The organism is Vibrio sp. Vf1514, from assembly GCF_052076135.1.
Classification (GTDB): domain Bacteria; phylum Pseudomonadota; class Gammaproteobacteria; order Enterobacterales; family Vibrionaceae; genus Vibrio; species Vibrio furnissii.
Genome location: NZ_CP197267.1, coordinates 1,354,856 through 1,381,407, shown reverse-complemented (window position 1 = coordinate 1,381,407; position 26,552 = coordinate 1,354,856). Strand labels below are relative to the sequence as shown.

Here is a 26,552-nt window from a genome sequence, read left to right as displayed (position 1 = left end):
GTTACCAACCAAAAATAAAAAAGACCAACGCGAGCACAGTGCCGCCAATCATGGGGAACACCGTGCGATGCATGTTGAGAAAGCGAATACGCGCCATGCAGTTTTCAACGATGCCAGCCAACAAGAACACGACGAACAGTTTCACCAACAGGCACAATGCGGCGCTGCCCAACTCTGCGCCGCTCAAATTCGCTGCGCGGCCCCAAGGAATGAAAATGGCCAAAAAGAGCTGTGCCACAACCAGTTGTTTCAAGCCCAAGCCGAGTTTCACCATCGCCAGACCCGCACCGGAATACTCTGTTGCTGGGCCTTCTTGCAGCTCTTGTTCTGCTTCGGCGCTGTCAAACGGCAGTTTGCCCATTTCAACGAACACGGCAAAAGCACACGCAATGCCTGCAAACAAGTAAGTCACCGGACGCACCCACTCGCCGCTTTGCACGGTGTGGCTGATCACGCCAAGGTCGGTCGACCCCGCGCCCAGCGCCATGATGAAAATCGCGAGGATAAAGATAGGTTCAATCAAGATACCCAGCGTCAGCTCGCGGCTACTGCCCATGCCGGCAAACATGCTGTTGGAGTCAATGCCCGACAAGGAGAAGAAGAAACGGCCAATCGCTAACAGGTAAATGTCGGTGATCAAATCGCCCGACACCGGAAATGGCGACATGTTGGTGAAAGTTGGCAGCGACATGCTGATCAGCAGCAAGCTGGTCAGCAGCACCCAAGGCATCATCCAAAACACAAAGCTGGCATTGGCTGGTGCCACCGATTGGCGGCGCAACAACTTACCGATATCGCGGTAATCCTGCAGAATGCCAGGACCACGGCGAGAGTGAATTCTGGCTCGAATGACACGAGAAAAACCGGTCGCCAGCGGTGCCAGACATAACATCAGCAACGCTTGGAATACCGCAAAGATCACCCAGTTTAAGCTGGGCATTTCTAGTGAATACATTTACATAACTCCAGAAATCAACGGGAAAAAGATCGTGCAAAGCACCACAAGGCCAATCCAGAACGCCATGGTTCTGCGGTAAGCCCAACGCGAGATTTCTTGCCCCGCAGCCGGTTGAGACAGTAAGAAGCGCTCTGTCCACGTGCGGTGAGGTCGAGATTGATAGATATAGCGGAACATGTGACGCATCGGCTGGGTGATCCCACCGGCAGACACTGTCATTTTTTGCTCATATTGATAGCCGCACGCCCAAGGGTCGCCTTGGTGACGGTTCGCTAAACGTTGACGTTTGTGGAAGGCCAGAATCGCCATGGGTACCAACAGCAGCAGCGCCAGCGCGCACAAAATGAGTGGCGTCGATAGCAGCGCCTGCATGTTGCTGGCAGGGAACAACGACATGCCTTGTGCCACAGTGACCGCGCCAGTTTGCAACGTTGCGCTGGCAATATCGGCGATGTACGGTGCAATCCATGGCGATGCAATGCCCAGCACTACACACAGCACAGACAAACCGATCGTCGCATTCACCATCGCGTTGCCCACTTCAGTGGCGTTTTCCGCGGCATCAGATTTCGCCGCGCCACCAAAACAGATGCCGTACACTTTGACAAAACACATGCACGCCAGCGCGCCGGTCAAAGCCAGCATCACCGCGCCAAATGGGCCAAAGACGAGGTGCGCAACACTGCCGGTTTGGCTGATAGAAAACAGCGATTGGTAAATAAACCATTCACTCACAAAGCCGTTCAGCGGTGGCAGCGCAGAAATCGCCATGCTACCAATCAAGAAAGTCAGCGCAGTTTTTGGCATACGTTTCGCCAAACCGCCCATTTTTTCCATGTCTTTGGTGTGTAGGCGGTAAACCAGCGAGCCGGAACCCAAACACAACAACCCTTTAAACACAGCGTGGTTGAGCAAGTGATACAACGCGCCCAGCAAACCCAGTACCGCAATCACCATGTGATCGGTCGCGATACCCATCATGCTCACGCCCACACCCATCAAGATGATCCCGATGTTTTCCACTGAGTGGTAAGCCAGCAGTTGCTTGATGTTGTGTTCTGCCAGCGCAAACATGACGCCCAGCACGGACGACAGCGCACCGAAAATCAGCACCACCAAACCCCACCACCATTGGGTCGCACCAAGAAACACAATGGCGACTTTCAGCAAACCGTATACGCCCAGTTTCACCATCACACACGACATCAAGGTCGCACAATGTGACGGCGCCAATGGGTACGCTTTCGGCAGCCATTCGTGGAAGAAAATACCGGCAGACTTAATGCCAAAACCAATCAGCGCCAATACAAAGGTCAGCGACGCCAATTCACCTTGCGGCGGGGTCGCAATCCAATCACTAAACATCAGGCTGTTGGCGTGGTAGGCCAAAATCGCAAAGGTCGCGACGATAAACACGTTCGCCACATGGTCCATCACCAAGTAATGTAAACCTGCTTTACGGTGTGCAGCGGTGTTTCCTTGAATCACCAAAGCAAACGAGCTGAGTGAGATGATTTCCACGATGATTAAGAACGCGATCGCCTGATTGGCTGCCACTAACGCAGTCATCGCACCGGCGAACAGGTTAAATAAAACCGTAATGGAACGGGCGCCCTTGCCCAGGTACTCATCAAGATAATTCATCGCGTATCCCGCAGCGGCAATCGCAACAATCGCAATCACCAACAGCAACAACGCGGATAATTTATCCAGCACAAACACATCGTAAAACAAGCTAAATTGCAGCGTATATCCAATCGGATGAACGATCACAGCCACAGCAGAGATCAGGCTCAAAATGCCCGCAAACATACTGATCACGCTGGATAAACGCAGGTTTTCCCATTCATGATGACGAGAGAACATGGCCACAAACGCCGCAGCGAGATAACCACACAGGGATAACGCGGTAAGCACAAGAGGATTCATGATTACGACTCCATATTGACAACAGCGGAGACGCTCGACGCCACTTCACGTTTTGCATCACGCGCTTGCAAAGCACTCGCTTCGTCCACCAGCACAATCGCACCCGTTGGACACACTTCCATACAGGCCGGACCTTGGTCGCGGAATCCGCACAGGTCGCATTTCACGGCAATGCTTTTCACGCCCGGTTCCCACGCCAACAGGTCGTGGCCAAAACTTTTCGGATTCGACGTACAAGGATTACTAGAACGCGGCGTTGAAGGGATAAAGGTGTCGTAGCTATGAGACATCGCAACAGGACGGCTGCCATCCAGCGCGATCGCACCAAAAGGACACGCCACAGCACATAAGGTACAACCTATGCACAATGTTTCTTGTAAGAGAATGCGATCCTCTTCTTTTTTGATCGCGTGAACCGGACAAACCGTCGCACAAGGTGCGTCTTCACAATGTCGACACATAATCGGCGCGGTCGCGTCGTTATGCTTGACTACGGTTAAGCGAGGATGACTTTGCAACCCTTGTTTCTTATGCACATCGGAACATGCTGCCATGCAGGTTTGACAGCCAATGCATTTTGTTGGGTCGGCAACCACAAAGCTTTTCATAGTATACCCTGGTTGTTAATAGTGCCCTTTAAGAGCATAAACCGTGCCAGAACGTAAACTTTAATTTAAATCATTACAAAACAATAAGTTAAATTAAAACCCACTCCCAAATTGTTCCATATTTAGACACGTCATTGTGTGTCGACATTCCCCTCGACACACCCCGTCGACACTTGTGACGACACTCACATTTTCCCGCTTAAAAAACAAAACGGCAGAGGGAGTTCCCTCTGCCGTTTTACTGTCCATGATGCTGTGATTTTGCGGTGAAATTTGGCCTATTCGTTGGCCGATTTGAGGATGATTCGAACCTCTTCATCGCGGCGTAACCAGCCATCTTTTTCCATTCGATTGACAAACGGAATGAGGTATTTTCGGCTCAAATCCACCCGCTGTTTTATCTCTTGCAAAGTGACCCGATCATGAGGTTGGTTCGCGCCAATCGCTTGATGAACCAGTGCCTGATACACCCCCATATCGAAGTAAATTTGCTCATCAATCGCGGTGATGTATTTCTGATGCGCGAGCTGACGAAGCCATTTTTTATCTTGGCCAAGAGACACTTTATTAAGCTCTAAACCCGCTGCGCCCGCTTCACGCGCGAGGCGCAAAATGGTCTGCGCCACCTCAGGCAATTCATCTTCACTTTGTCCGCTGCCCAGCTGCCATTTCGCGTAGCTATAAAAAATACGATCTTGCTGTTTGAGTTGTTGTGTCAGCACTTGCACGATGTCTGACTCCATTTGCAGCGAACTCGACAGTTCACCCGACCCCATCGCGCGGCCTTCAGACAACTGTTGAATGATGCGCGCTTGCGCCTCAGCCAACCATTGCGGATCAAAGACATATTGGCCTTCAACCACGCCTTGCGTCGCCGGTTCGCCACACAGTAACGCCACCGAATAGTAGCCTTGCAGTTGCAGCAGCATGTCCAACTGCGCATTCGCCGTCAGTCCTTGTGGCAAATCAGACAACGCTTGATAGATGGCACGCTTCCGCGCTTTGGCGATGAACGATGTCCACACCACATCCGCTTGGGCTAACAATCCATGACCGCTGCTTTGAATGATCGCCAATCGCTGACCAAAAAACATCGGACGTGGTTGACGAAACAGCAAGCGTGCCAAGCGAGTATTGGGCAATGGAATACACTGCGCCAAACCGTGCCAAGTACCCACGGCCACTTCCACTTCCGTCGAACGGGTTAAACTTGCATCGCTGTAGCGATCATCAAGGCGCACAATGCAACTGTCCGTCATCGTCACCGGTGCCGACGGCGCGCACAGCAAATCGCCACGTTGTACCTGTTTTCGACTTAACCCTTTGATGTTGAGCGCCACGCGGCAGGTGGCGGTCACATCATGCACTTGTTGGTGATAACACTGAATGGAACGAACCGCGCCCGTTGTGCCACCGTTCGGGCTGAACAGTTTATCGCCGACACTCACGGTGCCTTGGGCCAGCGTTCCGGTCACAATGGTGCCCACACCATTGGCCACAAACACGCGATCTACGTACAACAATGGCGTGGTCGCATCGCCCGGCATCACATCGCTCGGTTCAACTCGCGCAACCATGTCCAGCAAGGTTTGACGCAACGTCTCAATATTGTGTCCCGTAAGCGCGCTGACGCACACCACTTCGGGCACAATGCCGGTGACGTCCATGATGCTTTCCAAGGCCGATTCTTCAACGTCGGCCAGCACTTGCTCGCTGACGAGGTCGCTTTTGTTGATGCACACCACGATGTCTTTGACGCCCATCGCACGCGCCAAGCGCATGTGGGCAAAGGTCATGGGCATGCACCCTTCGGTGGCGGAAATGACTAACAACAGAATATTGATGTGCCACACGCCGGCCACCATGTTACGCACGTAACGCTCATGCCCCGGTACATCAATGATGCCGATGGTGCGACCCTGTTCGTCTTCGAAATGGGCAAAGCCTAAATCTTGCGTCATGCCCAGCGCTTGTTCATGCGGACGAGCGGTCATCATGCCTGTCAGCGCTTTCACTAGCGTGGTTTTACCATGGTCAACGTGACCTGCGAGGCCAATGACCGTCTGAGGTGAGGTATCGATGCCGCTCATGCGTGTTCACCGCTGTCGAGCTGTTGAAAAAAAGCATCCAAGCGTTCGACAAAAGCGGCCTGATCCGCCGCCAGCACCGTGGTGAGATTCAACACCACTTGATTGTTGTGCAGATAACCAAAGATGGCTGGCGTGCCAAGACGCAAGTGATCCAGCAGCGCTTGAGGTTTCAGCGGCGTGTTCAGCACTAAGCCGCAGCCGGGATACGTTTGCGCGGGCATAGTGCCACCACCCACTTGGGTTGACAGTGCCACAAACGCCACCCAATGAGGCCAACGCTGCGCCAGCGATTCACACCATTGACGTGCCTGTGGCAGGTGCGCCAATGTCCGTTCAGCAATGCCCTGCCCGGCCGTGTCTTGGTTGAGTTTGCGAACCAGCAGCTCTTCCATCAGTGACAGAATGATGCGTCCGCAACGAAAAGCACGCATCATGGGGTTGCGACCCAAACGTTGAATGAGGTCATCACGACCAGCGATCAAACCCGCTTGAGGGCCACCCAAAATTTTGTCGCCCGAGAAACAGACCAAATCCGCGCCCATGTCTAAATAGGTCGCCAGTTGTGTTTCGTCTGGCGCAAAGCTTTCGGTCGACATGCCTGAGCCCTGATCAATCACCAGATTGACATGGCTTGGCAAACGACGCTTCACGTCGCGAATATCGGGGGATTCAGTAAATCCGCCGATGAAGAAATTGGATTGATGCACCATCAACACCAGCGCGGTGTCGTCGGTAATCGCGTTGATATAATCGTCCGCAGTGGTGACGTTGGTGGTGCCCACTTCAACCAGTTTGCAGCCCGACAATGCCAAAATATCGGGAATGCGAAAGCCGCCACCGATTTGAATTTGTTCGCCGCGAGACACAATTACTTCTTTGCCTTTGGCAAGTTCCAGCAACACCAGATACACCGAGGCGGCGTTGTTGTTCACCAACAGGACGTTCTCTGCGCCCAGCCAGCTTCTCACCAAGGTCGGTAGCAGCCCATTGCGGCCACCCCGTTTGCCGTTTTCCAGCGTAATTTCCAAATTGGTGTAGCCAGTGTTCACCTCTGAGATCGCATCCCACACCTCTTGGTGCAGCGGAGAGCGTCCCAAATTGGTGTGTAGCGCGATACCAGTCGCATTGATGACGCGATGTTGACGTTGCAGCATCAAGCGCTCACAGCGCTGTACAATGCGTTGATTGACATCGATGTGTTGCGTGCCTTCGGTTTTAAAGGTTTCCGACTGACGAATGCTCGCGAGTTCGGCGCGAATCAGGTCGGTAACCACAGGACGGCTCAGTTGACTGATAAAAGGGGCAAGTAGAGTGAGTTGCAGTAACTGTTCGACCTGAGGAAGACGGTAATTGATGCGAGCGGTACTCGCCTCTGAAAGCTGAGGGGATTTTGAGTTCAAAATGATTCCTTGTTATCTGGTCAATACAACAAGGTCACTACGGAGGCGATTGATATAGTGACAGAATTGGCGGAAGAGGCAGGAATCGAACCTACCAAAGCCTGTGCGGCTCACTTTGGTTTTGAAGACCAAGAGGGCCACCAGACCCCATCTCATTCCACAACGTGTTCAACGGTAAGTAAATTCTTACATCAGTTTCTTGATATAAATCACTGTTCCATCGAATGAACTCAAATTATTTTGAATTCTTCAATTATTTTTACATCAAATGCAACAAACTGAACATTCGGAAAACAATCTAAAAACCTCAGTGATGAATCGCCCCCCTTCCATAGAAGGGTCGATCATGGTCAATGCGGCGTTATCGTCGCCTGTGTTCAGGGGGTGGGACGCTTGTTCTATGTATCAAAAGCACAGCGCAGAAAGCCACATATCAAAAGGCACCGTTGAAAGCTCGTCTCAAAAAGTACGTCTCAGAAAGCACGCATCAAAAAGCGGAGCTCGTAGGCTCCGCTTGCTTCATTCAACATCCTGCTCAGTCACATCGCGCGACTCAGCTAAAAATGTAGTTGTCCATCATACTGACCAATTTGCCGATTTCCGGCTTAGTGATGGTGTCATTGGCACCCAGCGACATCGCTTTGTGGCGGTTATCTTCACTCATCAACGACGAGAACATCACGATTGGTGTTTTGGCGTACGCTTCACAATCACGCAGACGTTTGACCAAGTGCATGCCATCCATTCGTGGCATTTCTACGTCAGTCACGATGGCATCAATCAGTTCGCTCACCGGCAGGTTCTCTTCTTTGGCAATGCGCTGAATGTCCATCATTTTCTCGTACGCTTCACCACCATCTTTACACGCAATCACGTTGTAACCAGACGTGCTGAGTGTGTCTTGAATCAGGCTGCGAATGAACGCTGAATCATCAACCACCATGACGGTTTTCGCGTTGCGCTTGCCAATCATTTTGTGGTTGAGATCCACGGAACGGTCGACTTTTACATCGTATTTTTCCATGCTCAATTCTGGGTTGATGTCGGCAATGATCTTTTCGAAATCGAGGATCATGATCAGCTTGCCTTCTTTGCGTACCACCGCGACCACGCAATCTTGTTCGCCCGATTCCAGAAACTGACTGGGCGATTCCACATCATTCCACGAAATGCGGTGAATGCGGCTGATGCTGTCGATCAAAAAGCCATTTGTCATGCGGTTGAAATCGGTCACGATCACAAACTTATTGTCGATTTCTTTGCGCGTCGGTACGCCCAACCAGCCCGCCAAATCAACCAGCGGCGTCAGAATTTCACGTGATGAAAACACACCAATCATGTGTGGCTGTGCATTCGGGTAATCCGTGGTGTCCGGCACGCGAATCACCTCGCGGACTTTCGCCACGTTGATGCCGTAATAACACGTTTTGGTTTCACCGCTAGGCAGCAGCTTCTCCAAATGGAACTCGATTATCTCTAACTCGTTCGTGCCGCTTTCTAATAAGATAGTACTGCTTGGATTGCTCATATTGGTCACATCTTTAAGGCCAGTCATCGATACTTGTTTAAGATGGCTTGATACCGATTCACACCATCTTCGTCGGTGGTATTCTTAATTGTATCAATACCTTTTTGTAAGTCGTTCAACAAGCTTTGATTCACGTTTTTGTTAAACGCATAATACAACAAACCTTCTTTCAACACATAAACCGTTTCAAACTCATTTACATTATAACCCGCCTGTTTGATCCACCACTGTGCGGCACGTTCGTCATACGCGATCAGATCGATGCGTTTTTTTAGCAATTGCTCGGCCAGCACGCTGACATACCCCGCTTCCTGCATCGATTCACGCGGCACACCAAACTGCAACAGCATCTGTTCGCCCACATCGTCACGAATCACGCCAATCCGATACGACGCCATCTCCAGCGGCTCCGCAATTTTGATCTGGCTGTCTTTGCGCGCAATGATGGTGACTTTGATGTCGTCAATCGGCCCGACCCAATGAAACAGGTCTTCGCGATGCTGAGTGCGTGTGGTGGAAAACAGCACCGAATCCGGGCGCAAAATGGTGGAACGATAAGAACGGGCCCAAGGCTGCAACACAATGTGATCGCTGGGCAGTTGAACCCCAGCCACTTGCGCAGCCTGCTTGAGCAGGTCGACCGAAATCCCAGTGACCTGTCCGTTTTGATTGAAATTAAAAGGCGGATACTCTTCGGTGTAATACGTCAGAGAATCCAAGGTTGCTCCCATGGCAAAGGAACACGAGCATACCCAAACAAAAGCCGCTTTACCGAATGTGTTACCTATCGTCATAACACCCTACCTATGTTCAGACTACGTCTGCATTTAACTGTAGATAGGGATAGAAAGTTCGTCTAGCGCGGGGGCGCGGGCTTCGATGGCAGTAATTTAATGACGTAGCACTTTTTTGTAGCTGCGCTCTGGGCGGCCAACGCTGCCGTAGCGCACGTCGGCTTCAAGTTCTCCCGAACCAATCAAATACTCCAAATAGCGACGTGCGGTGGTTCGGCTGGCCCCAATGCGCTCCCCTGCTTCATCCGCCGTTAAGCACACGGGTTGACGAAACAAATGACGAATTTTATCCAGCGTCACAGCATCAATGCCTTTCGGCAGGCGTTGCAAATTTGCTTCGGATTGTGCGTGCGCGGTGAGCATTTTGTCCACCAAGCCTTGATCAAGATCCGCCACTTGGCCAAGCTCCACCTGACGCGCCTGATATTTCTTCAGCGCCGCTTCCAGACGCGGGAACATCACCGGTTTGAGCAAGTAATCGACCACACCGCCACGCATGGCTTGCTGCAACGTCTCGACATCACGCGCAGCGGTGATCAAAATAACATCGCAACAGGCGTTGCGCCCGCGTACCCATTGAAGAATGTCGAGCCCCGTGCCATCAGGCAGGTACACGTCCAGCAGCACCAAATCCGGTTTCAGCACCTCAAGTTGCATCTCGGCTTCCGCTTGCGAAGTCGCAATGCCCACCACATCAAACCCACCCATTTGGTTGAGGTACTTGTGATGTAACTGAGCAATCGCTACGTCATCTTCAATGATTAAAACCCGAGTACTCATTGCAATTCTTCCTTCGGTAAATAAACCGTCATACGTGTTCCAAATTCTTGGTTGCTGGCCATGTCCAAATGGCCTTGATAGCGATCTGAAAGCTGTTTCACCAAATAGAGCCCCACACCGCGGTTCTGTTTGGCTTTGCTGGAGATACCTTTGTGCAGCAAGGTGTTCGGATCCACATCATGCGGCAGCCCGCAGCCTTGGTCTTCGACTTCCAAAATAATGTCATGCCCATAATCGCTCACCGATACATCAATGATACGTCGATCCTGCGGAATCAGTTGTTCACTGCGAATCACGCTCAGCGCGGCATCAAAGGCGTTATCAATCAGATTGCCCAAAATCGTCACCACATCTTCAGCCTTGATTCGCGGTGGCAAGACATCTAGATGCGACCCTTCATCCACTCGCAGTTCCAAGCCGATCTCGCGCGCGCGTTCGGTTTTGCCCAGCAACATGCCTGCGATGAGCGGATCTTTCACGGTTTCGCGCAAAAACTCGATCAAGCTTTGATAATGTTCAGTTTCTTGGCCAATCAACTGTTGCACCGCCTCAAGTTCACCCATCTGCACTAAGCCGCTGATGGTATTGAGTTTATTGCGATGTTCATGGGTTTGTGAGCGCAGCATCTCCGCGTACTCTTTGGTTTGCGACAGTTGCTCGGTCAGCTCATTGAGTTCATCACGCAAGCGGAAACTCGACACCGCGCCGACCACTTTACCTTCAACAATCAGCGGGCTGCGGTTGGCAATCAAACGCTGCTTGTTGAGGTAGAGTTCAATATCGTGGTCAATGTCGCCCGATTCCAACACGGTGTACAAGTCGCTGTCCGGCAGCGAATCGGTCAGCAGCCGATTGAGCGCTTTGTCGCGGTCAATGCCGAGAATTTCACACGCGCTCTTGTTGATTGACCGCAGCACGCCTTGGTCATCGATGCTTAAAATGCCCTCTTTGATGGTGCTCATGGTGACATCGAGTTCCACATACAATCGCCCGATCTCCTCCGGTTCAAAGCCCAAAATCGCTTTTTGAAAACGGCGGGAGACATAGCTAGAAACCACGCCGTTGGCCGCCACCACCAGAAACGTAATGCCAATCAAATAGATTAAATAGGGTTCGATGCGATCTTGCAGGCGTTCCAGCAAATAACCGACGGACACCACACCGATGATGTTGCCCTGCGCATCCAGCACCGCCGATTTGCCGCGCACAGACTTACCCAGCGAGCCTTGGGCAAACGACACATACGCTTCACCGTTGATCAAGGCGCGCTCGTTGTCGCCCCCCACCATCGGCTTGCCAATTCGACGCTCAAGCGGATGCACAATGCGAATGCCCTTCTCATCGCCAATCACAATAAACGCCGCGCCAATCAGCTGGGTCAGATCGCGAAACCGCGCCTGCTGCGCGTCGGACGCATCGCCGGCTTGAATTAAATCGATGACCGCAGGAGAACTGGCCAGAAACGACGCCACACCGAGCGCTTTCAGCCCCATTTCTTCTTCCTGTGCGTGCTTGATGTATACGAACCCGGCCGCCACCAGCACCAGCAGTTCTATCAACCCGGATAAAGTCATTATGATCAGCATTCGTTTGCGAAAGCTGATGCTGTTCCATGTCATCGAAGTCTCCTTATTGCCAACAAAACTAACATTGAATTAACAACAGCGCGAAACGCGGAGCTGAGAACTGTGAGCCCTGTGATAGTCGCCAACTGATTCATTTCGATAACAAAAATCGCTGGTCAAAAAACCAACTCAAAGCGTCCAATAAATCATCAAAAAAACAAAACCATTTACACCCTTAAAACATGGCATAGATCACATCATATTTAGGTTATTTTTAGTTCGTTTGGGTGAATAGCCGATATACTCAATGGGCAGTGAGCACTGAAGGAAGCGTTGTAATGACAGTCACGACTTTTAAATAACTATTCAAACGTGATTGCGGCTTAACGAATACAACTACATTGTCAGAAGGAAACTCACCATGGAAAGAGATGCATTTGGAATATGTTTGTCGCATGACATGCTATTCGAGAATTTGCACGGCACATTTACGCATGTTCGGGCTTATGAGCTGGAAGCGGAAGATGATGACCACCTACGTGTGCTGCTCGCATTCCCACAAATGTCTGGTAAAGATGTCTTGGTGACCATGCAAGGCACCAAAAAACTTATCTGGCGCGCTGATTTCTTGTGTCCCTCTCATTCTCAGATCTAATCGTTCGCTGACTTCGTAATCCGGGTCAGCGTGCTCTCGCATGCGTTGCACTTTCTTGTATACTGCTGATGGCTTTTAAAATTCTGTCACGTCAGGCAGAAAATCGATAACATAGAGCATTAACTCTAAAAACCAAATTCTGAGCTTAAGCATGAAAGTGAAAACCATCAGTATGCTGATGTGTTCACTGTTAGGAATCTCGTCAGTGTCTGCTGCGCCCATCTCTTTCCAGCAAGCCTGGGAAATATTGCAGCAAAACAATAATTCTTTAGCCGCTGAACGAGCCAACGTTGAACACTACGAACACCTGCAAGATGCGACGTGGAACCTGAACCTGCCGTCGGTCACGGTCGGCGCCAACTACACCCGTCTTGATCAAGACGTCACCTTATCTCTGAAGCAGATCGCCGATAGCGCGGGAGGCGTGAGCATTCCGGCCTCTTTGGCTGCTTATGCCCCACTCTTTGCATCACTCGGCTCCCTCACCTCTACCATCACCGAGCGCGATGTGTTTACATCCTCCATTCGCGCCATGTGGCCTATTTTTACGGGTGGACGCATCACCGCAGCGCAAGATGCCGCGGAAGGTAAAAAAGAAGAAGCGCAAAGCAAACTGGCGATGGAAACCCAAGCCCGTTATGAAGATCTCGCCAAATACTACTTCAGTGTGGTACTGGCAAAGGAGGTCGTGCAAACGCGCATCGCGGTTGAGCAAGGGTTAACCAAACACCGTGATAACGCGATTAAGCTGGAAAAACAGGGGCAAATCGCCCACGTTGAACGCTTGCAAGCCGACGCTTCATTGGATAAGGCGACAGTGGAGCGCAAAAAAGCGCAGAAAGATCTCGATATTGCGCAAAGTGCACTGACGCAGATTCTCAGTCAAGAGTCGGTTGTCGAACCGAGCGGCGGCCTGTTCATCAATCAGAGCTTGCCTCCCATGAGTGCCTTCATCGATCAAACCTTGGCGACGTATCCGGGGCTAGCCATACTGGCTGCGAAAGAGAAGCAGGCATCGAGCCTCATCAAAGCGGAGAAAGGCAAATATTACCCAGAAGTCTACCTGTACGGCAGCTACAACCTGTATGAAGACGACTCGCTTGCCAGCCAATTGGCCCCCGACTGGATGGTTGGCGTTGGCGTCAACGTCCCGCTGATTGAAAACACGGGCCGTTCGTCTCAAGTCAAAGCCGCCAGCAGCACCGTCAATCAGGTGAAATTTTTAACCGCGCAAGCGAAACAAGATCTCAGCGTGTTGGTGCAAAAAACCTACAAAGAAGCCGAACAAGCGCTAGAAGAAGTACAAGGCTTGAATTCGAGCTTAAAACTGGCGCAAGAGAACCTGATGCTGCGCCAGAAAGCGTTCAGCCAAGGGCTGTCGACCTCTTTGGATGTGGTGGATGCCGAATTGTATCTCGCCAGCATTCGCACGCAGCAAGCCGCGGCAGGGTTTAATTATCTGATTTCACTGACCAAACTATTGGCAATTTCCAGTGAAATGACCACCTTCCCGCAATACACTCAGAGCGCTATTCCTCTGGTGACACACCCTTCCGACAACCAATTCAACACGCAAAAGGATCCTTCATGAAAGCGGCAAAATCGTCTCTTCTTGCTGTCACTGTCTTAGCAGCCGCGGGCTGGATTGGTTACAGCTTTTATCAGGCCTATCAACCCGCGCCCGTGCGCCTACAAGGCCAAATTGAATCGCAGCAATACAGCATCTCTTCCAAAGTGCCGGGTCGAATTGATCAGGTCTATGTGCGCAAAGGGGATGACGTCAAAAAAGGCCAACTGATTTTCACCCTGCACAGCCCAGAAATTGAAGCCAAGTTGGAACAGGCCATCGCCGGTCAGAAAGCCGCAGGCGCGCTGGCGCAAGAAGCGGAAAACGGCGCGCGTGAACAGCAAATTCGCGCGGCCAAAGACCAATGGATGAAAGCCAAAGCTGCGGCGGAACTGGCAGAAAAGACTTACCTACGCGTTAACAATCTGTATAACGACGGTGTGGTCGCCGAACAAAAACGCGACGAAGCCAATACCCAATGGCAAGCTGCGAAATACACTGAAAGCGCCGCATTCCAAATGTATGAAATGGCCCGTGAAGGTGCACGTGCCGAAACCAAACAAGCGGCTCAGGAAAAAGCACGCATGGCCGCAGGTGCCGTGGCAGAAGTGGAAGCTTACGCCGCCGATACCAAGATCGAAAGCTGGTTTGATGGCGAAGTGTCGCAAGTGCTGATGCAAAGCGGTGAGCTGGCTCCGCAAGGTTTCCCGGTGGTGACGGTGATTGATCGCGAAGACTCATGGGCGGTGCTCAATGTACGTGAAGATCTGCTCAGCCATTTTGAAAAAGGCGCAACATTTACCGCTTATTTGCCTGCACTCAATCAATCGCTGGAATTTAAAGTGACGCACGTTGCGGTGATGGGTGATTTCGCCACTTGGCGCTCAACTGACTCTGCGCAAGGCTTTGACTTGCGTACCTTTGAAATCGAAGCTCGCCCAACCGCGCCAGAAGCAAAACTGCGCATGGGCATGAGCGTGGTCGTTGAGTTGTAAGTGATGCGCCGCGCTCTTCCTTCTCAATGGCAACTGCTGCGCCACGACCATTGGTTACTGGCCTGTCTGACGTGGGTTCCCCTGCTGCTGGCCGGTTCCATCTGGTGGATTTTCTCGGCGGGTATCGCGCAGAACCTACCGATTGGCGTGGTGGATTTGTCGCACAGTCAGCTGTCTCGCCAGTTGGTGCGTGATCTTGACGCGACATCGACGCTGGCGGTCACCCGCCACTATCAAAACGTAGCCCAAGCCAAAGATGATTTGGTGACCAGTGACATCTACGCTTACGTGGTCATTCCGTATCAGTTTGATAAAGCGATTTATCGCGGCGAGCAACCACGCGTCACAACCTTTTACAACAGCCAGTACATTCTGGTGGGCCGCCTGATCAACTCCGCCGTGGTGCAAGTTCAAGGCACACTCAACGCAAAAATTGATGTGGTGAAAACACTCGCTTCTGGCGACCAAACCACCCTCAGCGCGATGGGGCGTTCAGTGCCCGTGCGCACGCAAATTACAGCGCTGTTTAACAAAAACACCAACTACGCCCAGTTTTTGGTGTCGGCCATTGTGCCTGCGTTGTGGCAGATCGTGGTGGTGGTGAGCACCATTTTGATCCTGACGGCCAACTATCGCGAATACGGACTCAACGCATGGTTGGGTAACCGCCCCTTGCGAAATTTAACGCGCACGCTAGCGCCCTACTATCCCATTTTCGTGCTGCAAGGCGGCGCATTTCTGGTGTGGTTTTACACGGTGCTGGAGTGGCCAATGCATGGCAGCATGATGGTGATGCTGGTCGCACAGCTACTGACGGCGATCGCCTGCATGATCATGGGCGCCGCGTTCTACTTCCTCACTTTGGATCCCGCGCGAGCCATGAGCTTTGCAGGCGCCTTTACCGCGCCGAGCTTTGCGTTTATGGGCATCACTTTTCCAACATCGGATATGGGATCGCTGGCGCAAGCGTGGCGTAGCCTGCTGCCCATCAGCCACTACATTGAAGTGCAAGTGAGCCAAGTCAGTTATGGGTTAAACGCGGCGAAATCGCTTGCCCACTTGTGGCCGATGGCGGGATACATTCTCCCGCTGCTGCTAACCGTGGCGCTGATCCGCAAACACCAACGCAAAGAACAGGCTGTAAGGAGTGCCCATGACCCTGCTTGAACTGTTTAAAGCCGAACTGAAAGCACTTTTCACTAATCCGGTCGTCATGTTGACCATGATTGGCGGCGTGGTGTTCTATTCGTTCCTTTATCCACTGCCCTACAGTCACCAGACGCCACGTGAGCAAACCATTAGCGTGGTGAACCTTGATAAAAGTCAGGCCAGCTATCAACTGGAACGCATGGTGGATGCGACACCGCAAGTACACGTCGTTCAGCGCGATCATTCGATTGAAGACGCCAAACAGGCGTTTCTGGATGGCAAAGTGAGTGGCATCTTGGTGATCCCTGAGCATTTTTACAAAGACTTGCTGCTAGGAAAAAGCCCAACCTTAGCGTACGCCGGTGACGCGTCTTACTTTCTGGTTTACGGCACCATTGTGGAAGGTTTGGCGCAGGTGGGCGGCACGGTTTCAGCCAAAGCCAAAGTCTCTCGCTTGGTGATGGAAGGCGAACCGATGGCGCTGGCCACGCATCACTATGCCGCAACGCAATCAAACCTTAAACCGACGTTTAACGCACGCATGGGCTACGTTGACTACGTGGTGCCTGCGGTGTTTGTGCTGATCCTGCAACAAACGCTGGCGATGTCGTCGGGTTTGATGGTCGGCACACAAAAGCAAGGACGCGGCTATTGGAGCCGAGTGTCGCCGCTGCGGTTGGTTTTGGTGCGAACATGCATCATCGTCGCCTGCTACTACCTGCTCAGCATGTATTACTTCGGCGCCAGTTTCACCTCTCACGGCGTGAACACACTGGCCAGCGCAGGACAATTGCTCACACTGCTGCTGCCCTTTTTGCTCAGTGCTTGCTTTATCGGTATTTGGCTTGGCGCCATCACGCCACGTCGTGAACTGGTGACCTTGGTGGTGCTGATCAGCTCGATGCCGCTGGTCTTTTCTGCGGGCTTTATCTGGCCGATTGAAGCGATTCCCACGCCGTTGGTTTGGCTGTCGAAGCTATTTCCGAGTACACCGGGGATTCAGGGATTTTTGGCATTGAACCAGATGGGCGCAGAATGGCGGCAGATCGCGCCACAATGGACGCTGTTATGGCTTCAAACCATCGGTTGGGGTGTTTTGGCATGGTGGCAGTTTCAACGCACAGGTCAAGGTGAGTTAGCGCATCGCGATTAAGCGCTTTATGCCTGCCATTGCTGACGCATGCGCTCAATGGTGGCGGGGTCAACACCATGAATATTCTGGAAATTCCCCCGACAGACTTGAATGACCAATTTGGCGCGATATGTTCGCGCCAGTTTTTTATAGGCACTCATTTCCCAATGACGAACGAACGTGTTCGCCACCACCACGCTATTTCCTTGCGCCAACTCGCGTTCACATGCCTGCTGACACCATTCGTGCGCTTTGCCGATCCACTCAGGGCGATAATGGTACTCCCCCTGCGCATTGACAAAAAACATATCCGCTTCCAAATGCACGCCCGGCAAGGTTTTCGCCAGTGTGGATTTACCGGAACCGGGCAAACCGCGAATCAAGGTTAAGGTGAGCGTCATGGTCTGTTTTGATTAGGAAAATCGTAGCTTTTATACTAACTTAATTTGGCGTTCGCTGCATTTTGCTATCGACAACTTCTAGGAGTTAGGTTATAAGTCTAGAAGTATAGACGTCCAAATGTAACGCTTAGGGAGAAAGCTGTGCCGATTAAGATCCCCGATCAATTGCCTGCAACTGATGTTCTACGCAAAGAAAACATCTTCGTAATGCCTGAATCTCGGGCATCCACGCAAGAAATTCGTCCGCTGAAAGTGCTGATCTTAAATCTGATGCCCAAGAAAATTGAGACAGAAACGCAGTTCTTGCGTCTGTTGTCCAATTCACCGCTTCAGGTGGACATTGAATTGCTGCGCATCGACGATCGCCCAAGCAAAAACACCCCAGAAGAGCATCTAAACGAGTTCTATCGCCAATTTGAAATCATTAGTCATCGTAACTTCGATGGTCTGATCATTACTGGCGCGCCTTTAGGTTTAGTGCAATTTGAGGATGTGGTGTATTGGGATCATTTGCAACGCATCATGGAATGGGCCAAAGAGCATGTCACCTCCACACTGTATGTGTGTTGGGCAGCACAAGCTGGCCTAAAACTGTTGTATAACCTGCCAAAACGCACTCGAGAAGAGAAGTTGTCTGGCGTGTATCACCATGAAACGCTGCAGCCGTTCCATCCGCTGACACGCGGGTTTGATGATACATTCCTTGCACCTCACTCACGTTACGCCGATTTTGAGCCCGGATTTCTGGATACACATACCGATCTGGATATTCTGGCGACATCAGACGAAGCGGGTGTGTATTTGGCATCCACCAAAGACAAACGCAACGTGTTCGTGACCGGGCATCCGGAATACGATTCCCTCACGCTGCACAATGAATACGTTCGTGATGTGGGTGAAGGGCTTGACCCCATGATTCCGGTCAATTACTACCGAAATGATGACCCCTCGCAAACACCACGCGCCAGTTGGCGCAGCCACGGGCATTTGCTGTTTGCAAACTGGCTCAACTACTGCGTTTACCAACAAACGCCGTACGATCTGGAACATTTCAGCGAAGATCGCTTCACCAAAGACGATTAATCAATATTGCCCCGCTCAGGCCGCTCACGCGGCCTTTTTTATGCGCGGTTGGGCAGTTTTATCTCGCTCGCAATCTGCACACCTTGAGCCGTATGTTTGCCAACTGACTCGCAATGTTTCCCCGCGCAACTGGGCGAAGCGCCTGACGTGCTTATCATTGTGCCGCAAGCGAAGGAGAGTGCGAATGAAATACCAATGGATGTTGCTAGGCGCAATCAGCCTCACGGGGTGCGTGACGGTTACCGAATCAGACAACCACGATGTGAAAAGCGATCCGGTCGAAATGGCGGAATCACGCATTGCGCTCGGGCTAGGGTATCTAGACAACGGCCGAATGATCAAAGCGCGGGAAAACCTCGAAAAAGCGCTGCAACACGCCCCTCATTATTACCGCGCACAACTCTCGATGGCCCACTACTTTGAAATCGTCGACGAAACGGATGCCGCTCGCCAAGCATACCGCGCGGCGCTGCGCGATCATCCGAAGAACGGGAATGTGCTCAATAATTACGGGACATTTCTGTGCAAGCATGGCGAATATCAACAAGCCGACACCTACTTCAACCGCGCTGTCGAACAGCCCTACTACTATCTGATTTCTGCCAGCTATGAGAATGCGGCGTTTTGCGCGCTCAAATCCGGTGACAAATCGAAAGCCGCTTATTATTTTAAACGCGCCATCGACCACGATCCGACTCGCGTTCGCTCCGTGTTACAGCTGTCAAAACTGGAGATCGAACAAGGTGACTTCACCCAAGCTCGAATCAAATTGATGGCATTTCATCAGCGCTATGGCTATCAAAAAGCCTCATTAGAATTGTTGGTGGAACTGGAAAAACAGGCGGGCAATACCGCATTGGAGAAAAAGTATCAGCACATTCTTCTGACACTTTCTCCCTCATGATCAGCGCCGCTTGCCGATGTTGGTTGGGCGGCCATCTTTACCGCCTTTGCGGTCGCGGTAATGGGTTCGGCGTAAACGTCGAACCTTTTTAGAACGCTGAATCTTAAGATATTCGCGATATAAGATACGAATAAACAGCACAAGACCGATCAGTAAGATAATCGAGAATACAGAAAGAAACGGTACACATAGCCAATCAGGCTGACATGGTGAATAGATTTCAAAGTCCATGGCCAACCTCCTCTGCTGTTATCTTGTGAATTAGTTTAGCATTTTTCGCTCAGCCACCCCTTGCGTTGTTCGGCATTTTGAAACGTCCATGCCACAAAGCGACTGACTTTCTGTCCTTGTTGCATCTCTACTACTTTTATCGACTGAACGCCAACTTTCTCCAGTTGTTTTTTCAACCAGCGCACATTATCGCTTTTCGAAATCAGGGTCGTGAACCACAAAACCTGTTGCGCAAACAGCTTGCTTTCTACCGCCATGGTTTTGACAAACGCCGCTTCGCCGCCAGGACACCACAACTCAGCTTTCTGACCGCCAAAGTTCAATGTCGGCGCGTGCGCACTTGCTTTCGCCGAGACCTCTTGCGCAACCCCTTTCTTACGTTGATTGTCCCGCAAATTGCGAATTTTGCGTTCTGTGCCTTGCTGCGCTTCCGCCAAAGAAGCATGGAACGGCGGGTTACAGGTGGTCACGTCATAGCGTTCATCTTTGCCAATCACGCCACTGAAAATCGCTTTGCTGTTTTTCTGCAGGCGACATTCAATGCGCCCTTTGAGCACCGCGTTCCCCTGCGCAATCAGATTGGCTTGCTTGACCGAGATAGGATCCACATCACTGCCGGTATAGTGCCAGCCGTATTCTGTCACGCCAACAATGGGGTAAATGCAGTTCGCCCCGACACCAATATCAAGCGCTTTGACACGATGGTGTACAAGCGCTGGACACTCCTCAGCCAATAAATCAGCCACGCGATGAATATAGTCAGCGCGGCCCGGAATTGGCGGACAAAGATAGCCGGCCGGAAGGTCCCAAAACGTGACACCGTAATGATGCGCCAGCAACGCTTTGTTCAACAGCTTCACGGCCACCGGGTCAGAAAATGGAATGCTCCATTCCCCTTTCGGGTTCTTAATGAGGTGGCGTTCTAGCTCTGGCAAAGCTTTACACAATGCTGGGAAATCATAATTGCCTTTGTGTTGATTTCGCGGATGCAACCCCGCTTTGCCTTTGAGCGACGTGGACGCTTTTTTCTTCGCGCTCGGCGCATTCACCGACTGGCCGCCAGATTGAGGTTTCACGGTTGGTTTTGCGCGGCGCTCAGATGGGCGCACAAACGGACGTGTTGATTTCGACATCGAGTTATTTTCCCGCCTTTAGTTCAAGCACCATCATGTATAAACGTGCATCAAGCTCCAACTGATGATAGTTCGGCTCCATGTGACAGCACAGCTGATAAAAAGCTTTGTTGTGTTCTTTTTCGCGTAAATGCGCCAGTTCGTGAACCACCAGCATGCGCAGTAATGGCTCTGGAGCATTTTTGAATGCACTGGCGATACGAATTTCGTTTTTGGCTTTGATTTTGTTGCCGTGTACGCGAGAGACGTAAGTGTGCAGCCCCAACGCATTATTGATGAGATGGATTTTACCGTCGTACACCACTTTGCTCAGCGGCGCGGTCTTTTTCATGTACTGATTCTTGATATCCATCGTGTAGTTGAACAGCGCTTTTTCACTTTGAATGTCATGACGCTGCGGGTAACGCTGCTCAAACCAAGCCACCAACTTGCCAGACTCGACCAAGCGTTGAACCGGTTCTAGAATGTGAGCAGGATAACCGTGAATGTATTTCAGTACCGAATGCATAACAGGACCACTTTGACAGGCCAAAAATTTAAGGTCGCAAAGTGTAACCGAAACCCGGCTGTGAATCATCCTGCCAATTTGCATCCACTGCCGTTCGCCGTTACACTCTGCGCCTTTCCACACTTCGCGAGCGCCCCATGAAACGAGTTGTTTTGTACGTTAAAGATAAATGCCCACACTGCAAAGATGCCCAGCGCTATCTGGATGCTAAAGGGGTGAAATACCGCCTGTGCAACGCCAAAATGGAACGTGGCCGCAAAGAACTCGATGCGATGGGTGCGCGTAGTGTGCCCGTATTGAAGATTGGCGATCGCATGATGATCGGCTGGAACCCAACCAATTTCGACCGCATTTACAACAGTAAATAATCCTAAACGTACTGTTTGACGAACTCGATGAAGGTGCGATCGGCATTCGATAAATAGCCATCCTTGCGCCAAGCCAGCGCCAAATCGAGCCACACCGGCGGTTCAAACGGAATCGCGGTGACCTCGGGTTCGTTATCGGTCACCAATTCCAACAATGCCGTGATCGCGTATTCATGTTTCACAATGCTGAGGATCATCGGCAGCAAGTTGGTTTCAAACGAGAAATTGGCATTGAATTTGTGCTCTTTGCACACTTTATCGATGAACTCTCGGTGAAAATAACCCGGCTTGAACATCACCAGTTCATGTTCAAAAAACTCATCAAAACGAATCTGCGTGCGCTGCGCCAATTCATGTTCGTTCCCCACCACCGCCACCATTTGCGATGACAACAACGGGTCAATTTCCAGATCCGGTGGGAGATCGTGGTTGAGAATCACGCCAATATCCAACTCGCCCGACAGCAACATGTGACGAATCGACTGCGACCCCGCTTCGATAATCGTCATCTTGAGGTTCGGGAAATGACTTTTAAATGCCATCACGATTTGTGGAAAGAAGTAAGACCCCATCATGCTCGGCGCACCCAGCCGCACTTCACCTTTGACCAAGCCTTTGAGTTCATCCATCGCCAATTGTGCATCTTCAATTTGCTGCAAGATGCGCGTGGCGTGCTCAAGCAACACCACCCCTTCATGAGTGAGCGTTACTTTGCGCTCATCGCGCTTAAACAGCACCACGCCCAGTTGCTGCTCAAACTTCTTGATTGAAATACTCAGCGCCGGCTGTGCAATGTGCAACGCTTTCGCTGCCTGAGTAAAACTCTCGTTGCGCGCAACCGAAACAAAATGTTTGAGATGACGTGTATCCATAAGGCTCCAACCCCGTTGTTTAGCCCACTGCTCGGCGTGAACTTCCCCATATATAATTTATATGAGGTCAATATTTTTAATATATTTTATTAATTCACTCACTGCTGATACTTTGGTCACATCGTTGTATGAGCCGAGTTGAGTTGTCGCCATGATTGAATTAAGCAGCCCCCAATATCGCAAAGTGACCTTTGCCCTCGCCTTCGGGTCATTTTTGGTTTTCTGCAACCTCTATTTGTTCCAGCCGATGCTGCCTTACATGGCGAAACACTTTGCAGTATCGGAAACACAGATCAACTGGCTGTTCGCAGCATCCACATTGGCCTTGTCTGTCAGTTTGGTGCCTTGGGCGATCAGCTCTGAAGCCATTGGGCGTCGCCGCGTGATGCTGCTCGGCCTGTTTGCTATGCCGATGATCGGCGTGATGATGCTGATCAGCGGCGAATTTTGGGTATTGGTGTTGGCGCGCGCATTCATGGGCGTGGCGCTCGCCGCGTTTGCATCCGTGGCAGTGGCCTATATGGTGGAAGAGCTGTCACCACAAGCTTTTAGTAAAGCGATTGGCGGCTATATCGCGGCCAACTCACTGGGCGGGATCAGCGGCCGTATTTTTGGTGGGTTACTGACCGATGCATTGGGTTGGCAGCAAGCTGTGATCGCCATGGCTGGATTCACCTTCATTGGTGCGCTTGTGGTGCTGGCGTGTTTGCCCGCTCAAATCAACTTTAAACCGCAACGCGGCATGTTCTTTCATCACAATCGCGCGCTGGTGAAACACCTGTCCAACCGCACCATATGGCTTGCGATGTTGATCGGCGGCGCCAACTTTGCGCTGTTTGTGAACCTCTATTCGGTCATGGGCTTTCGTTTGGTCGCAGAACCTTATTCAATGCCGATTGGCCTCGCGTCACTGATTTTCCTGTGCTATCTGGCGGGCACATTGAGCTCAAAATTAACCGCCAACTGGACCAAACGCTACCCACCAATCACTGGCATGGTCGTCGGCGGTGTGCTGAGTATGGCGGGCATGTTGATTGCGTTGGTCGAATCAATCCCGTTCATGATGCTAGGCTTGATGCTGATTAGCTTTGGCGCCTTCTTCACTCACACATTGGCCTATGCCTGGGTCAGCCAGAAAGCCACCGAAGCCAAAGCAACGGCCACTGCGCTCTATTTAGTGCACTATTATGTGGGCGGCAGCTTGGGCGGTTTTTATCTGCTCTACTGCTGGCAACATGGCGGTTGGCACATGGTCACCGCGGGCGGCCTCGTCGTGTATGCCGTGCTCTTTACCTTATGTTGGCGATTAAGCCTGCGCCACAAAAGCACCGCCGCCAACAGCACGACCACGGTTTTAAAATCTTCTCATTAAGTTGTGGTATTCTTGCCGCGAAATAGACAACAACGACGACAAGAATATGAGCTCAACGACCAACAATCAGGCCATCACCGCCAGCGTCAATCAATGGTTAGACGACGTGGTGATCGGCCTGAATCTGTGCCCTTTTGCGGCCAAACCTCAGCGCAATCAGCAGATTAAAATTTACGTCAGCAACGCCACTCGCGAAGAAGAACTGCTGCAAGACATTCTGGATCAGTTGCTGGAACTCGATACCAAAGCACCGCAAGAACTGGAAACCACACTCGTTGTTGTGCCAGATATGCTGCACGATTTCACCGACTACAACTTCTTCATTGATTGGGTGGAAGCGCTCATTCGCCAGCAAGATTGGGAGGGCGTATTCCAAGTTGCGACATTCCACCCCAATTATTATTTTGCCGGAACAGAGCCGGACGATGCCGAAAACCTCACCAATCGCGCGCCGTATCCGATCTTCCATTTGATCCGCGAAGAGAGCATGGAAAAAGTGCTCAAACATTACCCAAATCCGGAAGCGATTCCTGACACAAATATCCAGCGTGTCTCGAGCCTCAGCGACGCAGAACGTCAGGCGCTGTTCCCGTACCTGTTTCGCAAATAAATGACAGTCGCACACGGGGAGAAAAGTCGCGGATGGCCTAAATCTTAATGGGATTTAACCGTTGAAAATGCTACCCTTACGCCATCATTCTTAGTGAGAGAATAAAATGAGCAAATTAACGACAGATATTCAAGCTAACCTTGAATTGTTCATCAAAGAGTCCCAAGAAAACAACCTTGTTTGGGGCCTGCGTAATGAAGAAGGCTGGTTGTCTTGTGAATCGACGGAATTTGAAGAAAGCGAAGTGATGCCATTTTGGTCATCGAAAGAAGACGCGCAATTTCATAACGTCGAAGAGTGGGCCGATTTCGAAGTACTGGAAATCCCGCTGGATATCTTCGTTGAAGATTGGCTGATCACGCTGGATGAAGACGGCGTGCTGGTTGGCATCAACTGGAACGAGAATCTCGATGGGAAAGAACTTGAACCATCAGAACTCGCCAAGCTGTATCTGTAATCGTACCCAATAAGGCGCTCGCAACAGCGCCTTCTTTATTTTCTAACGAATCATCTCCTATTTTTAGCCATCGGACTGAAAGCATGCATTTATCTAAGCTGACTCAAGACATTTACGATCACCTTTACCGCGACATCACTGAGTTTCGTAGTACGTTTGACCTACCAGTAGCCGCGCCTGCGAGCTTGGATGGTAAAGCCGATACACTGCACACGTCGCTGGCCATTGAAGAGTTGACCGAACTTGCCGAAGCAGACAACAAAACTGAACAAGCCGATGCGATCGTCGATAGCGTTTACGTGTTAATGGGCCGTTTGGTACACCTCGGTGACACAAACGTCAGCGACAACCTCGCGATCAGCTACCTGATTGATCTGCTGCTGAACGTGGCAGTCAACCGCGGCATTGATTTCCTTCCTTGCTGGGACGAAGTACACAGCTCAAACATGAGTAAAGTGTGCCGCAACGAGCAAGAATACGCAGAAACCGAAGCGTTCTACGCCAAGCAAGGCATTCAGCTGATGGCGGTACAAAAAGGCGATTACATCATCGCAAAATGTGCGCAGGATTTTGTCTCTGAAGGCAAAACCATCCGTCAGGGCAAAGTGCTGAAATCAGTTTACTACCGCCCAGCAGACCTGGCGAAACTGACACAATAAGCGCCGCACAATACGAAATATCAAGACGCCAAAAAGCCAGAGCAGACTCTGGCTTTTTTGTGGGCGATGGTTCGGGTGTGTCACGTCAAGATGGTTTGGATGTATCACGTCAAGAGTCAACGACCTGCGTTTCGAAACGACGGTCTTTGTAATAGAACTCTCGGTCGCGCTCGTTAATCTCTCTCACCACGCGGCATGGGTTTCCGACCGCCACGACATTGCTTGGAATGTCTTTGGTCACCACACTACCCGCGCCAATGACCGAGTTCTCCCCAATCGTCACGCCCGGCAAAACCACCGAGTTTGCACCAATCCAAACATTACGCCCAATGTGAATGGGAATATTAAATTGTGCGACCTTCTCTCGATACTCTGGCGCAACGGGGTGTCCTGCGGTCGCCAACGTCACGTTAGGACCAAACATCACATAATCACCAATGTAGATATCAGTATCGTCGACTAACGTCAGATTGAAGTTGGCATACACATGATGGCCCAAGTGAGTATGCCGCCCCCAATTGGCATGCAGCGGTGGTTCGATGTAGCAATCCTCACCCATTTCGGCAAAAATACGGCGCAAGATCGTTTGCCTTAGCGCCTGCTGCGTTGGCCGCGTGTGATTAAAATCATACAACACATCCAAACATCGCTGTTGTTCCTGCGCCAATCCTTCATCGTTGCAGTAGTAAACCTGTTGGCTGTGCATTTTGTGTTTAATATTCATAACACTCCTCATGATCGTCATGGGTCGCAATGCCGTCCGATGTATTCAGCGTGAAGAACATGCCACCACCAGACGATTTG

General features: G+C 51.2%; 27 protein-coding genes and 1 tRNA gene. 12 read left to right on the top strand and 16 right to left on the bottom strand.

All coding sequences use genetic code 11. The features are described 5' to 3' along the window. Position 1 precedes the first annotated feature (1 nt). The 10 genes from ACS18Q_RS06440 to ACS18Q_RS06395 all read right to left on the bottom strand — a co-directional run bounded on the left by ACS18Q_RS06440 (position 2) and on the right by ACS18Q_RS06395 (position 11,706). Positions 2-955: a respiratory chain complex I subunit 1 family protein gene (locus ACS18Q_RS06440; RefSeq protein WP_004726129.1), complete on the bottom strand. Its 954-nt coding sequence runs from the start codon at positions 953-955 to the stop codon at positions 2-4. Then, positions 956-2,887 (bottom strand): proton-conducting transporter transmembrane domain-containing protein, encoded by a 1,932-nt coding sequence (locus ACS18Q_RS06435; RefSeq protein WP_055466723.1) that lies wholly within the window; start codon positions 2,885-2,887, stop codon positions 956-958. It lies immediately after the preceding gene. Positions 2,888-2,889: 2 nt separating this feature from the next. Then, positions 2,890-3,495, bottom strand: coding sequence for a 4Fe-4S dicluster domain-containing protein (locus ACS18Q_RS06430; RefSeq protein ID WP_441257551.1), 606 nt, complete (start codon positions 3,493-3,495; stop codon positions 2,890-2,892). Positions 3,496-3,773: 278 nt separating this feature from the next. After that, a complete protein-coding gene (gene selB, locus ACS18Q_RS06425) occupies positions 3,774-5,585 on the bottom strand; it encodes a selenocysteine-specific translation elongation factor (protein WP_441257550.1) in 1,812 nt (603 codons plus the stop codon). Then, positions 5,582-6,985 carry an L-seryl-tRNA(Sec) selenium transferase gene (selA, locus tag ACS18Q_RS06420; protein WP_055466726.1) on the bottom strand — a complete coding sequence of 468 codons (1,404 nt, stop codon included), beginning with the start codon at positions 6,983-6,985 and terminating at the stop codon, positions 5,582-5,584. The genes selB and selA overlap by 4 nt, the downstream gene beginning before the upstream one ends. Before the next feature lie 67 nt (positions 6,986-7,052). Beyond that, positions 7,053-7,144: transfer RNA gene (locus tag ACS18Q_RS06415), tRNA-Sec, on the bottom strand. Positions 7,145-7,538: 394 nt separating this feature from the next. Then, positions 7,539-8,513 carry a chemotaxis protein gene (locus tag ACS18Q_RS06410; protein ID WP_172562165.1) on the bottom strand — a complete coding sequence of 325 codons (975 nt, stop codon included), beginning with the start codon at positions 8,511-8,513 and terminating at the stop codon, positions 7,539-7,541. 23 nt (positions 8,514-8,536) lie between these two features. Next, positions 8,537-9,244: a substrate-binding periplasmic protein gene (locus ACS18Q_RS06405; RefSeq protein ID WP_231623464.1), complete on the bottom strand. Its 708-nt coding sequence runs from the start codon at positions 9,242-9,244 to the stop codon at positions 8,537-8,539. 159 nt (positions 9,245-9,403) lie between these two features. Then, on the bottom strand, positions 9,404-10,087 hold the full coding sequence (locus ACS18Q_RS06400) for a response regulator (RefSeq protein WP_004726136.1): 684 nt from the start codon (positions 10,085-10,087) through the stop codon (positions 9,404-9,406). After that, a complete protein-coding gene (locus ACS18Q_RS06395) occupies positions 10,084-11,706 on the bottom strand; it encodes an ATP-binding protein (protein WP_004726137.1) in 1,623 nt (540 codons plus the stop codon). Before ACS18Q_RS06395 ends, ACS18Q_RS06400 begins: the two co-directional genes overlap by 4 nt. A 367-nt stretch (positions 11,707-12,073) precedes the next feature. Here ACS18Q_RS06395 and ACS18Q_RS06390 point away from each other — a divergent pair, with 367 nt between their 5' ends. From ACS18Q_RS06390 to ACS18Q_RS06370, 5 genes are all read left to right on the top strand, one after another. Beyond that, positions 12,074-12,307 (top strand): hypothetical protein, encoded by a 234-nt coding sequence (locus ACS18Q_RS06390; protein WP_014205186.1) that lies wholly within the window; start codon positions 12,074-12,076, stop codon positions 12,305-12,307. A gap of 151 nt (positions 12,308-12,458) precedes the next feature. Then, positions 12,459-13,898: a TolC family protein gene (locus ACS18Q_RS06385; RefSeq protein WP_038151222.1), complete on the top strand. Its 1,440-nt coding sequence runs from the start codon at positions 12,459-12,461 to the stop codon at positions 13,896-13,898. Further along, complete coding sequence (locus ACS18Q_RS06380; RefSeq protein ID WP_055466729.1) at positions 13,895-14,869, top strand: HlyD family secretion protein; 975 nt, start codon at positions 13,895-13,897, stop codon at positions 14,867-14,869. The genes ACS18Q_RS06385 and ACS18Q_RS06380 overlap by 4 nt, the downstream gene beginning before the upstream one ends. 3 nt (positions 14,870-14,872) lie before the next feature. Continuing rightward, entirely contained in the window at positions 14,873-16,036 is a 1,164-nt protein-coding gene (locus ACS18Q_RS06375; RefSeq protein ID WP_004726140.1) for an ABC transporter permease, read from the top strand. Then, positions 16,023-17,171, top strand: a complete 1,149-nt coding sequence (locus ACS18Q_RS06370) for an ABC transporter permease (RefSeq protein ID WP_395211980.1) — start codon at positions 16,023-16,025, stop codon at positions 17,169-17,171. The genes ACS18Q_RS06375 and ACS18Q_RS06370 overlap by 14 nt, the downstream gene beginning before the upstream one ends. Positions 17,172-17,176: 5 nt before the next feature. Here ACS18Q_RS06370 and ACS18Q_RS06365 read toward each other — a convergent pair whose 3' ends face one another. Beyond that, positions 17,177-17,551, bottom strand: a complete 375-nt coding sequence (locus ACS18Q_RS06365; protein ID WP_004726142.1) for an ATP-binding protein — start codon at positions 17,549-17,551, stop codon at positions 17,177-17,179. A gap of 141 nt (positions 17,552-17,692) precedes the next feature. Here ACS18Q_RS06365 and metA point away from each other — a divergent pair, with 141 nt between their 5' ends. Together metA and pilW are read left to right on the top strand one after the other, a co-directional pair. Then, positions 17,693-18,634, top strand: coding sequence for a homoserine O-acetyltransferase MetA (metA, locus tag ACS18Q_RS06360; protein WP_004726143.1), 942 nt, complete (start codon positions 17,693-17,695; stop codon positions 18,632-18,634). Between the two features lie 184 nt (positions 18,635-18,818). Beyond that, complete coding sequence (pilW, locus tag ACS18Q_RS06355; protein WP_154181099.1) at positions 18,819-19,538, top strand: type IV pilus biogenesis/stability protein PilW; 720 nt, start codon at positions 18,819-18,821, stop codon at positions 19,536-19,538. On the opposite strand, the gene ACS18Q_RS06350 is transcribed toward pilW, so the two are convergent. From ACS18Q_RS06350 to ACS18Q_RS06340, 3 genes are read right to left on the bottom strand one after another with little or no spacing between them, the layout of a single operon-like run. Continuing rightward, entirely contained in the window at positions 19,539-19,769 is a 231-nt protein-coding gene (locus ACS18Q_RS06350) for a hypothetical protein (RefSeq protein WP_004726145.1), read from the bottom strand. A gap of 35 nt (positions 19,770-19,804) precedes the next feature. Next, the gene (gene rlmF, locus ACS18Q_RS06345) at positions 19,805-20,902 is read right to left on the bottom strand and encodes a 23S rRNA (adenine(1618)-N(6))-methyltransferase RlmF (RefSeq protein ID WP_441257549.1); all 1,098 of its coding nucleotides are present in this window, start codon (positions 20,900-20,902) and stop codon (positions 19,805-19,807) included. A 4-nt stretch (positions 20,903-20,906) separates the two neighbouring features. Beyond that, positions 20,907-21,410 (bottom strand): M48 metallopeptidase family protein, encoded by a 504-nt coding sequence (locus ACS18Q_RS06340; protein ID WP_004726148.1) that lies wholly within the window; start codon positions 21,408-21,410, stop codon positions 20,907-20,909. Between the two features lie 137 nt (positions 21,411-21,547). Between ACS18Q_RS06340 and ACS18Q_RS06335 the strand changes: the two genes are divergently transcribed. Further along, positions 21,548-21,778 carry a glutaredoxin family protein gene (locus ACS18Q_RS06335; protein WP_038151225.1) on the top strand — a complete coding sequence of 77 codons (231 nt, stop codon included), beginning with the start codon at positions 21,548-21,550 and terminating at the stop codon, positions 21,776-21,778. A 2-nt stretch (positions 21,779-21,780) separates the two neighbouring features. Here the strand turns inward: ACS18Q_RS06335 and ACS18Q_RS06330 are convergent, their stop codons facing one another. Beyond that, the gene (locus ACS18Q_RS06330) at positions 21,781-22,650 is read right to left on the bottom strand and encodes a LysR family transcriptional regulator (protein WP_014205194.1); all 870 of its coding nucleotides are present in this window, start codon (positions 22,648-22,650) and stop codon (positions 21,781-21,783) included. A 151-nt stretch (positions 22,651-22,801) separates the two neighbouring features. Between ACS18Q_RS06330 and ACS18Q_RS06325 the strand changes: the two genes are divergently transcribed. The 4 genes from ACS18Q_RS06325 (at position 22,802) to ACS18Q_RS06310 (ending at position 25,748) form a co-directional block, all read left to right on the top strand. After that, positions 22,802-24,022: an MFS transporter gene (locus tag ACS18Q_RS06325; protein WP_004726151.1), complete on the top strand. Its 1,221-nt coding sequence runs from the start codon at positions 22,802-22,804 to the stop codon at positions 24,020-24,022. Between the two features lie 46 nt (positions 24,023-24,068). After that, positions 24,069-24,632 carry a DUF1415 domain-containing protein gene (locus tag ACS18Q_RS06320; protein ID WP_020327496.1) on the top strand — a complete coding sequence of 188 codons (564 nt, stop codon included), beginning with the start codon at positions 24,069-24,071 and terminating at the stop codon, positions 24,630-24,632. 106 nt (positions 24,633-24,738) lie between these two features. Then, positions 24,739-25,089: a DUF2750 domain-containing protein gene (locus ACS18Q_RS06315; protein WP_441257548.1), complete on the top strand. Its 351-nt coding sequence runs from the start codon at positions 24,739-24,741 to the stop codon at positions 25,087-25,089. 83 nt (positions 25,090-25,172) lie between these two features. Next, entirely contained in the window at positions 25,173-25,748 is a 576-nt protein-coding gene (locus ACS18Q_RS06310; protein WP_004726154.1) for a nucleoside triphosphate pyrophosphohydrolase family protein, read from the top strand. Between the two features lie 109 nt (positions 25,749-25,857). Here ACS18Q_RS06310 and ACS18Q_RS06305 read toward each other — a convergent pair whose 3' ends face one another. Continuing rightward, a complete protein-coding gene (locus ACS18Q_RS06305; RefSeq protein WP_394624497.1) occupies positions 25,858-26,472 on the bottom strand; it encodes a sugar O-acetyltransferase in 615 nt (204 codons plus the stop codon). Positions 26,473-26,552 lie beyond the last annotated feature (80 nt).

What these genes read in the sequence shown, in the direction of transcription:
- ACS18Q_RS06320 (WP_020327496.1), top strand. Translation starts at nt 24,069, where the DNA reads ATGAGCTCAACGACCAACAATCAGGCCATCACCGCCAGCGTCAATCAA.
- ACS18Q_RS06395 (WP_004726137.1), bottom strand. Translation starts at nt 11,706, where the DNA reads ATGACATGGAACAGCATCAGCTTTCGCAAACGAATGCTGATCATAATG.
- ACS18Q_RS06335 (WP_038151225.1), top strand. Translation starts at nt 21,548, where the DNA reads ATGAAACGAGTTGTTTTGTACGTTAAAGATAAATGCCCACACTGCAAA.
- ACS18Q_RS06405 (WP_231623464.1), bottom strand. Translation starts at nt 9,244, where the DNA reads ATGGGAGCAACCTTGGATTCTCTGACGTATTACACCGAAGAGTATCCG.
- ACS18Q_RS06430 (WP_441257551.1), bottom strand. Translation starts at nt 3,495, where the DNA reads ATGAAAAGCTTTGTGGTTGCCGACCCAACAAAATGCATTGGCTGTCAA.
- selB (WP_441257550.1), bottom strand. Translation starts at nt 5,585, where the DNA reads ATGAGCGGCATCGATACCTCACCTCAGACGGTCATTGGCCTCGCAGGT.
- ACS18Q_RS06305 (WP_394624497.1), bottom strand. Translation starts at nt 26,472, where the DNA reads ATGAATATTAAACACAAAATGCACAGCCAACAGGTTTACTACTGCAAC.
- rlmF (WP_441257549.1), bottom strand. Translation starts at nt 20,902, where the DNA reads ATGTCGAAATCAACACGTCCGTTTGTGCGCCCATCTGAGCGCCGCGCA.
- ACS18Q_RS06370 (WP_395211980.1), top strand. Translation starts at nt 16,023, where the DNA reads ATGACCCTGCTTGAACTGTTTAAAGCCGAACTGAAAGCACTTTTCACT.
- pilW (WP_154181099.1), top strand. Translation starts at nt 18,819, where the DNA reads ATGAAATACCAATGGATGTTGCTAGGCGCAATCAGCCTCACGGGGTGC.
- ACS18Q_RS06315 (WP_441257548.1), top strand. Translation starts at nt 24,739, where the DNA reads ATGAGCAAATTAACGACAGATATTCAAGCTAACCTTGAATTGTTCATC.
- ACS18Q_RS06340 (WP_004726148.1), bottom strand. Translation starts at nt 21,410, where the DNA reads ATGCATTCGGTACTGAAATACATTCACGGTTATCCTGCTCACATTCTA.
- ACS18Q_RS06325 (WP_004726151.1), top strand. Translation starts at nt 22,802, where the DNA reads ATGATTGAATTAAGCAGCCCCCAATATCGCAAAGTGACCTTTGCCCTC.
- ACS18Q_RS06435 (WP_055466723.1), bottom strand. Translation starts at nt 2,887, where the DNA reads ATGAATCCTCTTGTGCTTACCGCGTTATCCCTGTGTGGTTATCTCGCT.
- ACS18Q_RS06385 (WP_038151222.1), top strand. Translation starts at nt 12,459, where the DNA reads ATGAAAGTGAAAACCATCAGTATGCTGATGTGTTCACTGTTAGGAATC.
- ACS18Q_RS06330 (WP_014205194.1), bottom strand. Translation starts at nt 22,650, where the DNA reads ATGGATACACGTCATCTCAAACATTTTGTTTCGGTTGCGCGCAACGAG.
- ACS18Q_RS06380 (WP_055466729.1), top strand. Translation starts at nt 13,895, where the DNA reads ATGAAAGCGGCAAAATCGTCTCTTCTTGCTGTCACTGTCTTAGCAGCC.
- ACS18Q_RS06365 (WP_004726142.1), bottom strand. Translation starts at nt 17,551, where the DNA reads ATGACGCTCACCTTAACCTTGATTCGCGGTTTGCCCGGTTCCGGTAAA.
- ACS18Q_RS06400 (WP_004726136.1), bottom strand. Translation starts at nt 10,087, where the DNA reads ATGAGTACTCGGGTTTTAATCATTGAAGATGACGTAGCGATTGCTCAG.
- ACS18Q_RS06310 (WP_004726154.1), top strand. Translation starts at nt 25,173, where the DNA reads ATGCATTTATCTAAGCTGACTCAAGACATTTACGATCACCTTTACCGC.
- ACS18Q_RS06440 (WP_004726129.1), bottom strand. Translation starts at nt 955, where the DNA reads ATGTATTCACTAGAAATGCCCAGCTTAAACTGGGTGATCTTTGCGGTA.
- ACS18Q_RS06350 (WP_004726145.1), bottom strand. Translation starts at nt 19,769, where the DNA reads ATGGACTTTGAAATCTATTCACCATGTCAGCCTGATTGGCTATGTGTA.
- ACS18Q_RS06375 (WP_004726140.1), top strand. Translation starts at nt 14,873, where the DNA reads ATGCGCCGCGCTCTTCCTTCTCAATGGCAACTGCTGCGCCACGACCAT.
- ACS18Q_RS06390 (WP_014205186.1), top strand. Translation starts at nt 12,074, where the DNA reads ATGGAAAGAGATGCATTTGGAATATGTTTGTCGCATGACATGCTATTC.
- ACS18Q_RS06410 (WP_172562165.1), bottom strand. Translation starts at nt 8,513, where the DNA reads ATGAGCAATCCAAGCAGTACTATCTTATTAGAAAGCGGCACGAACGAG.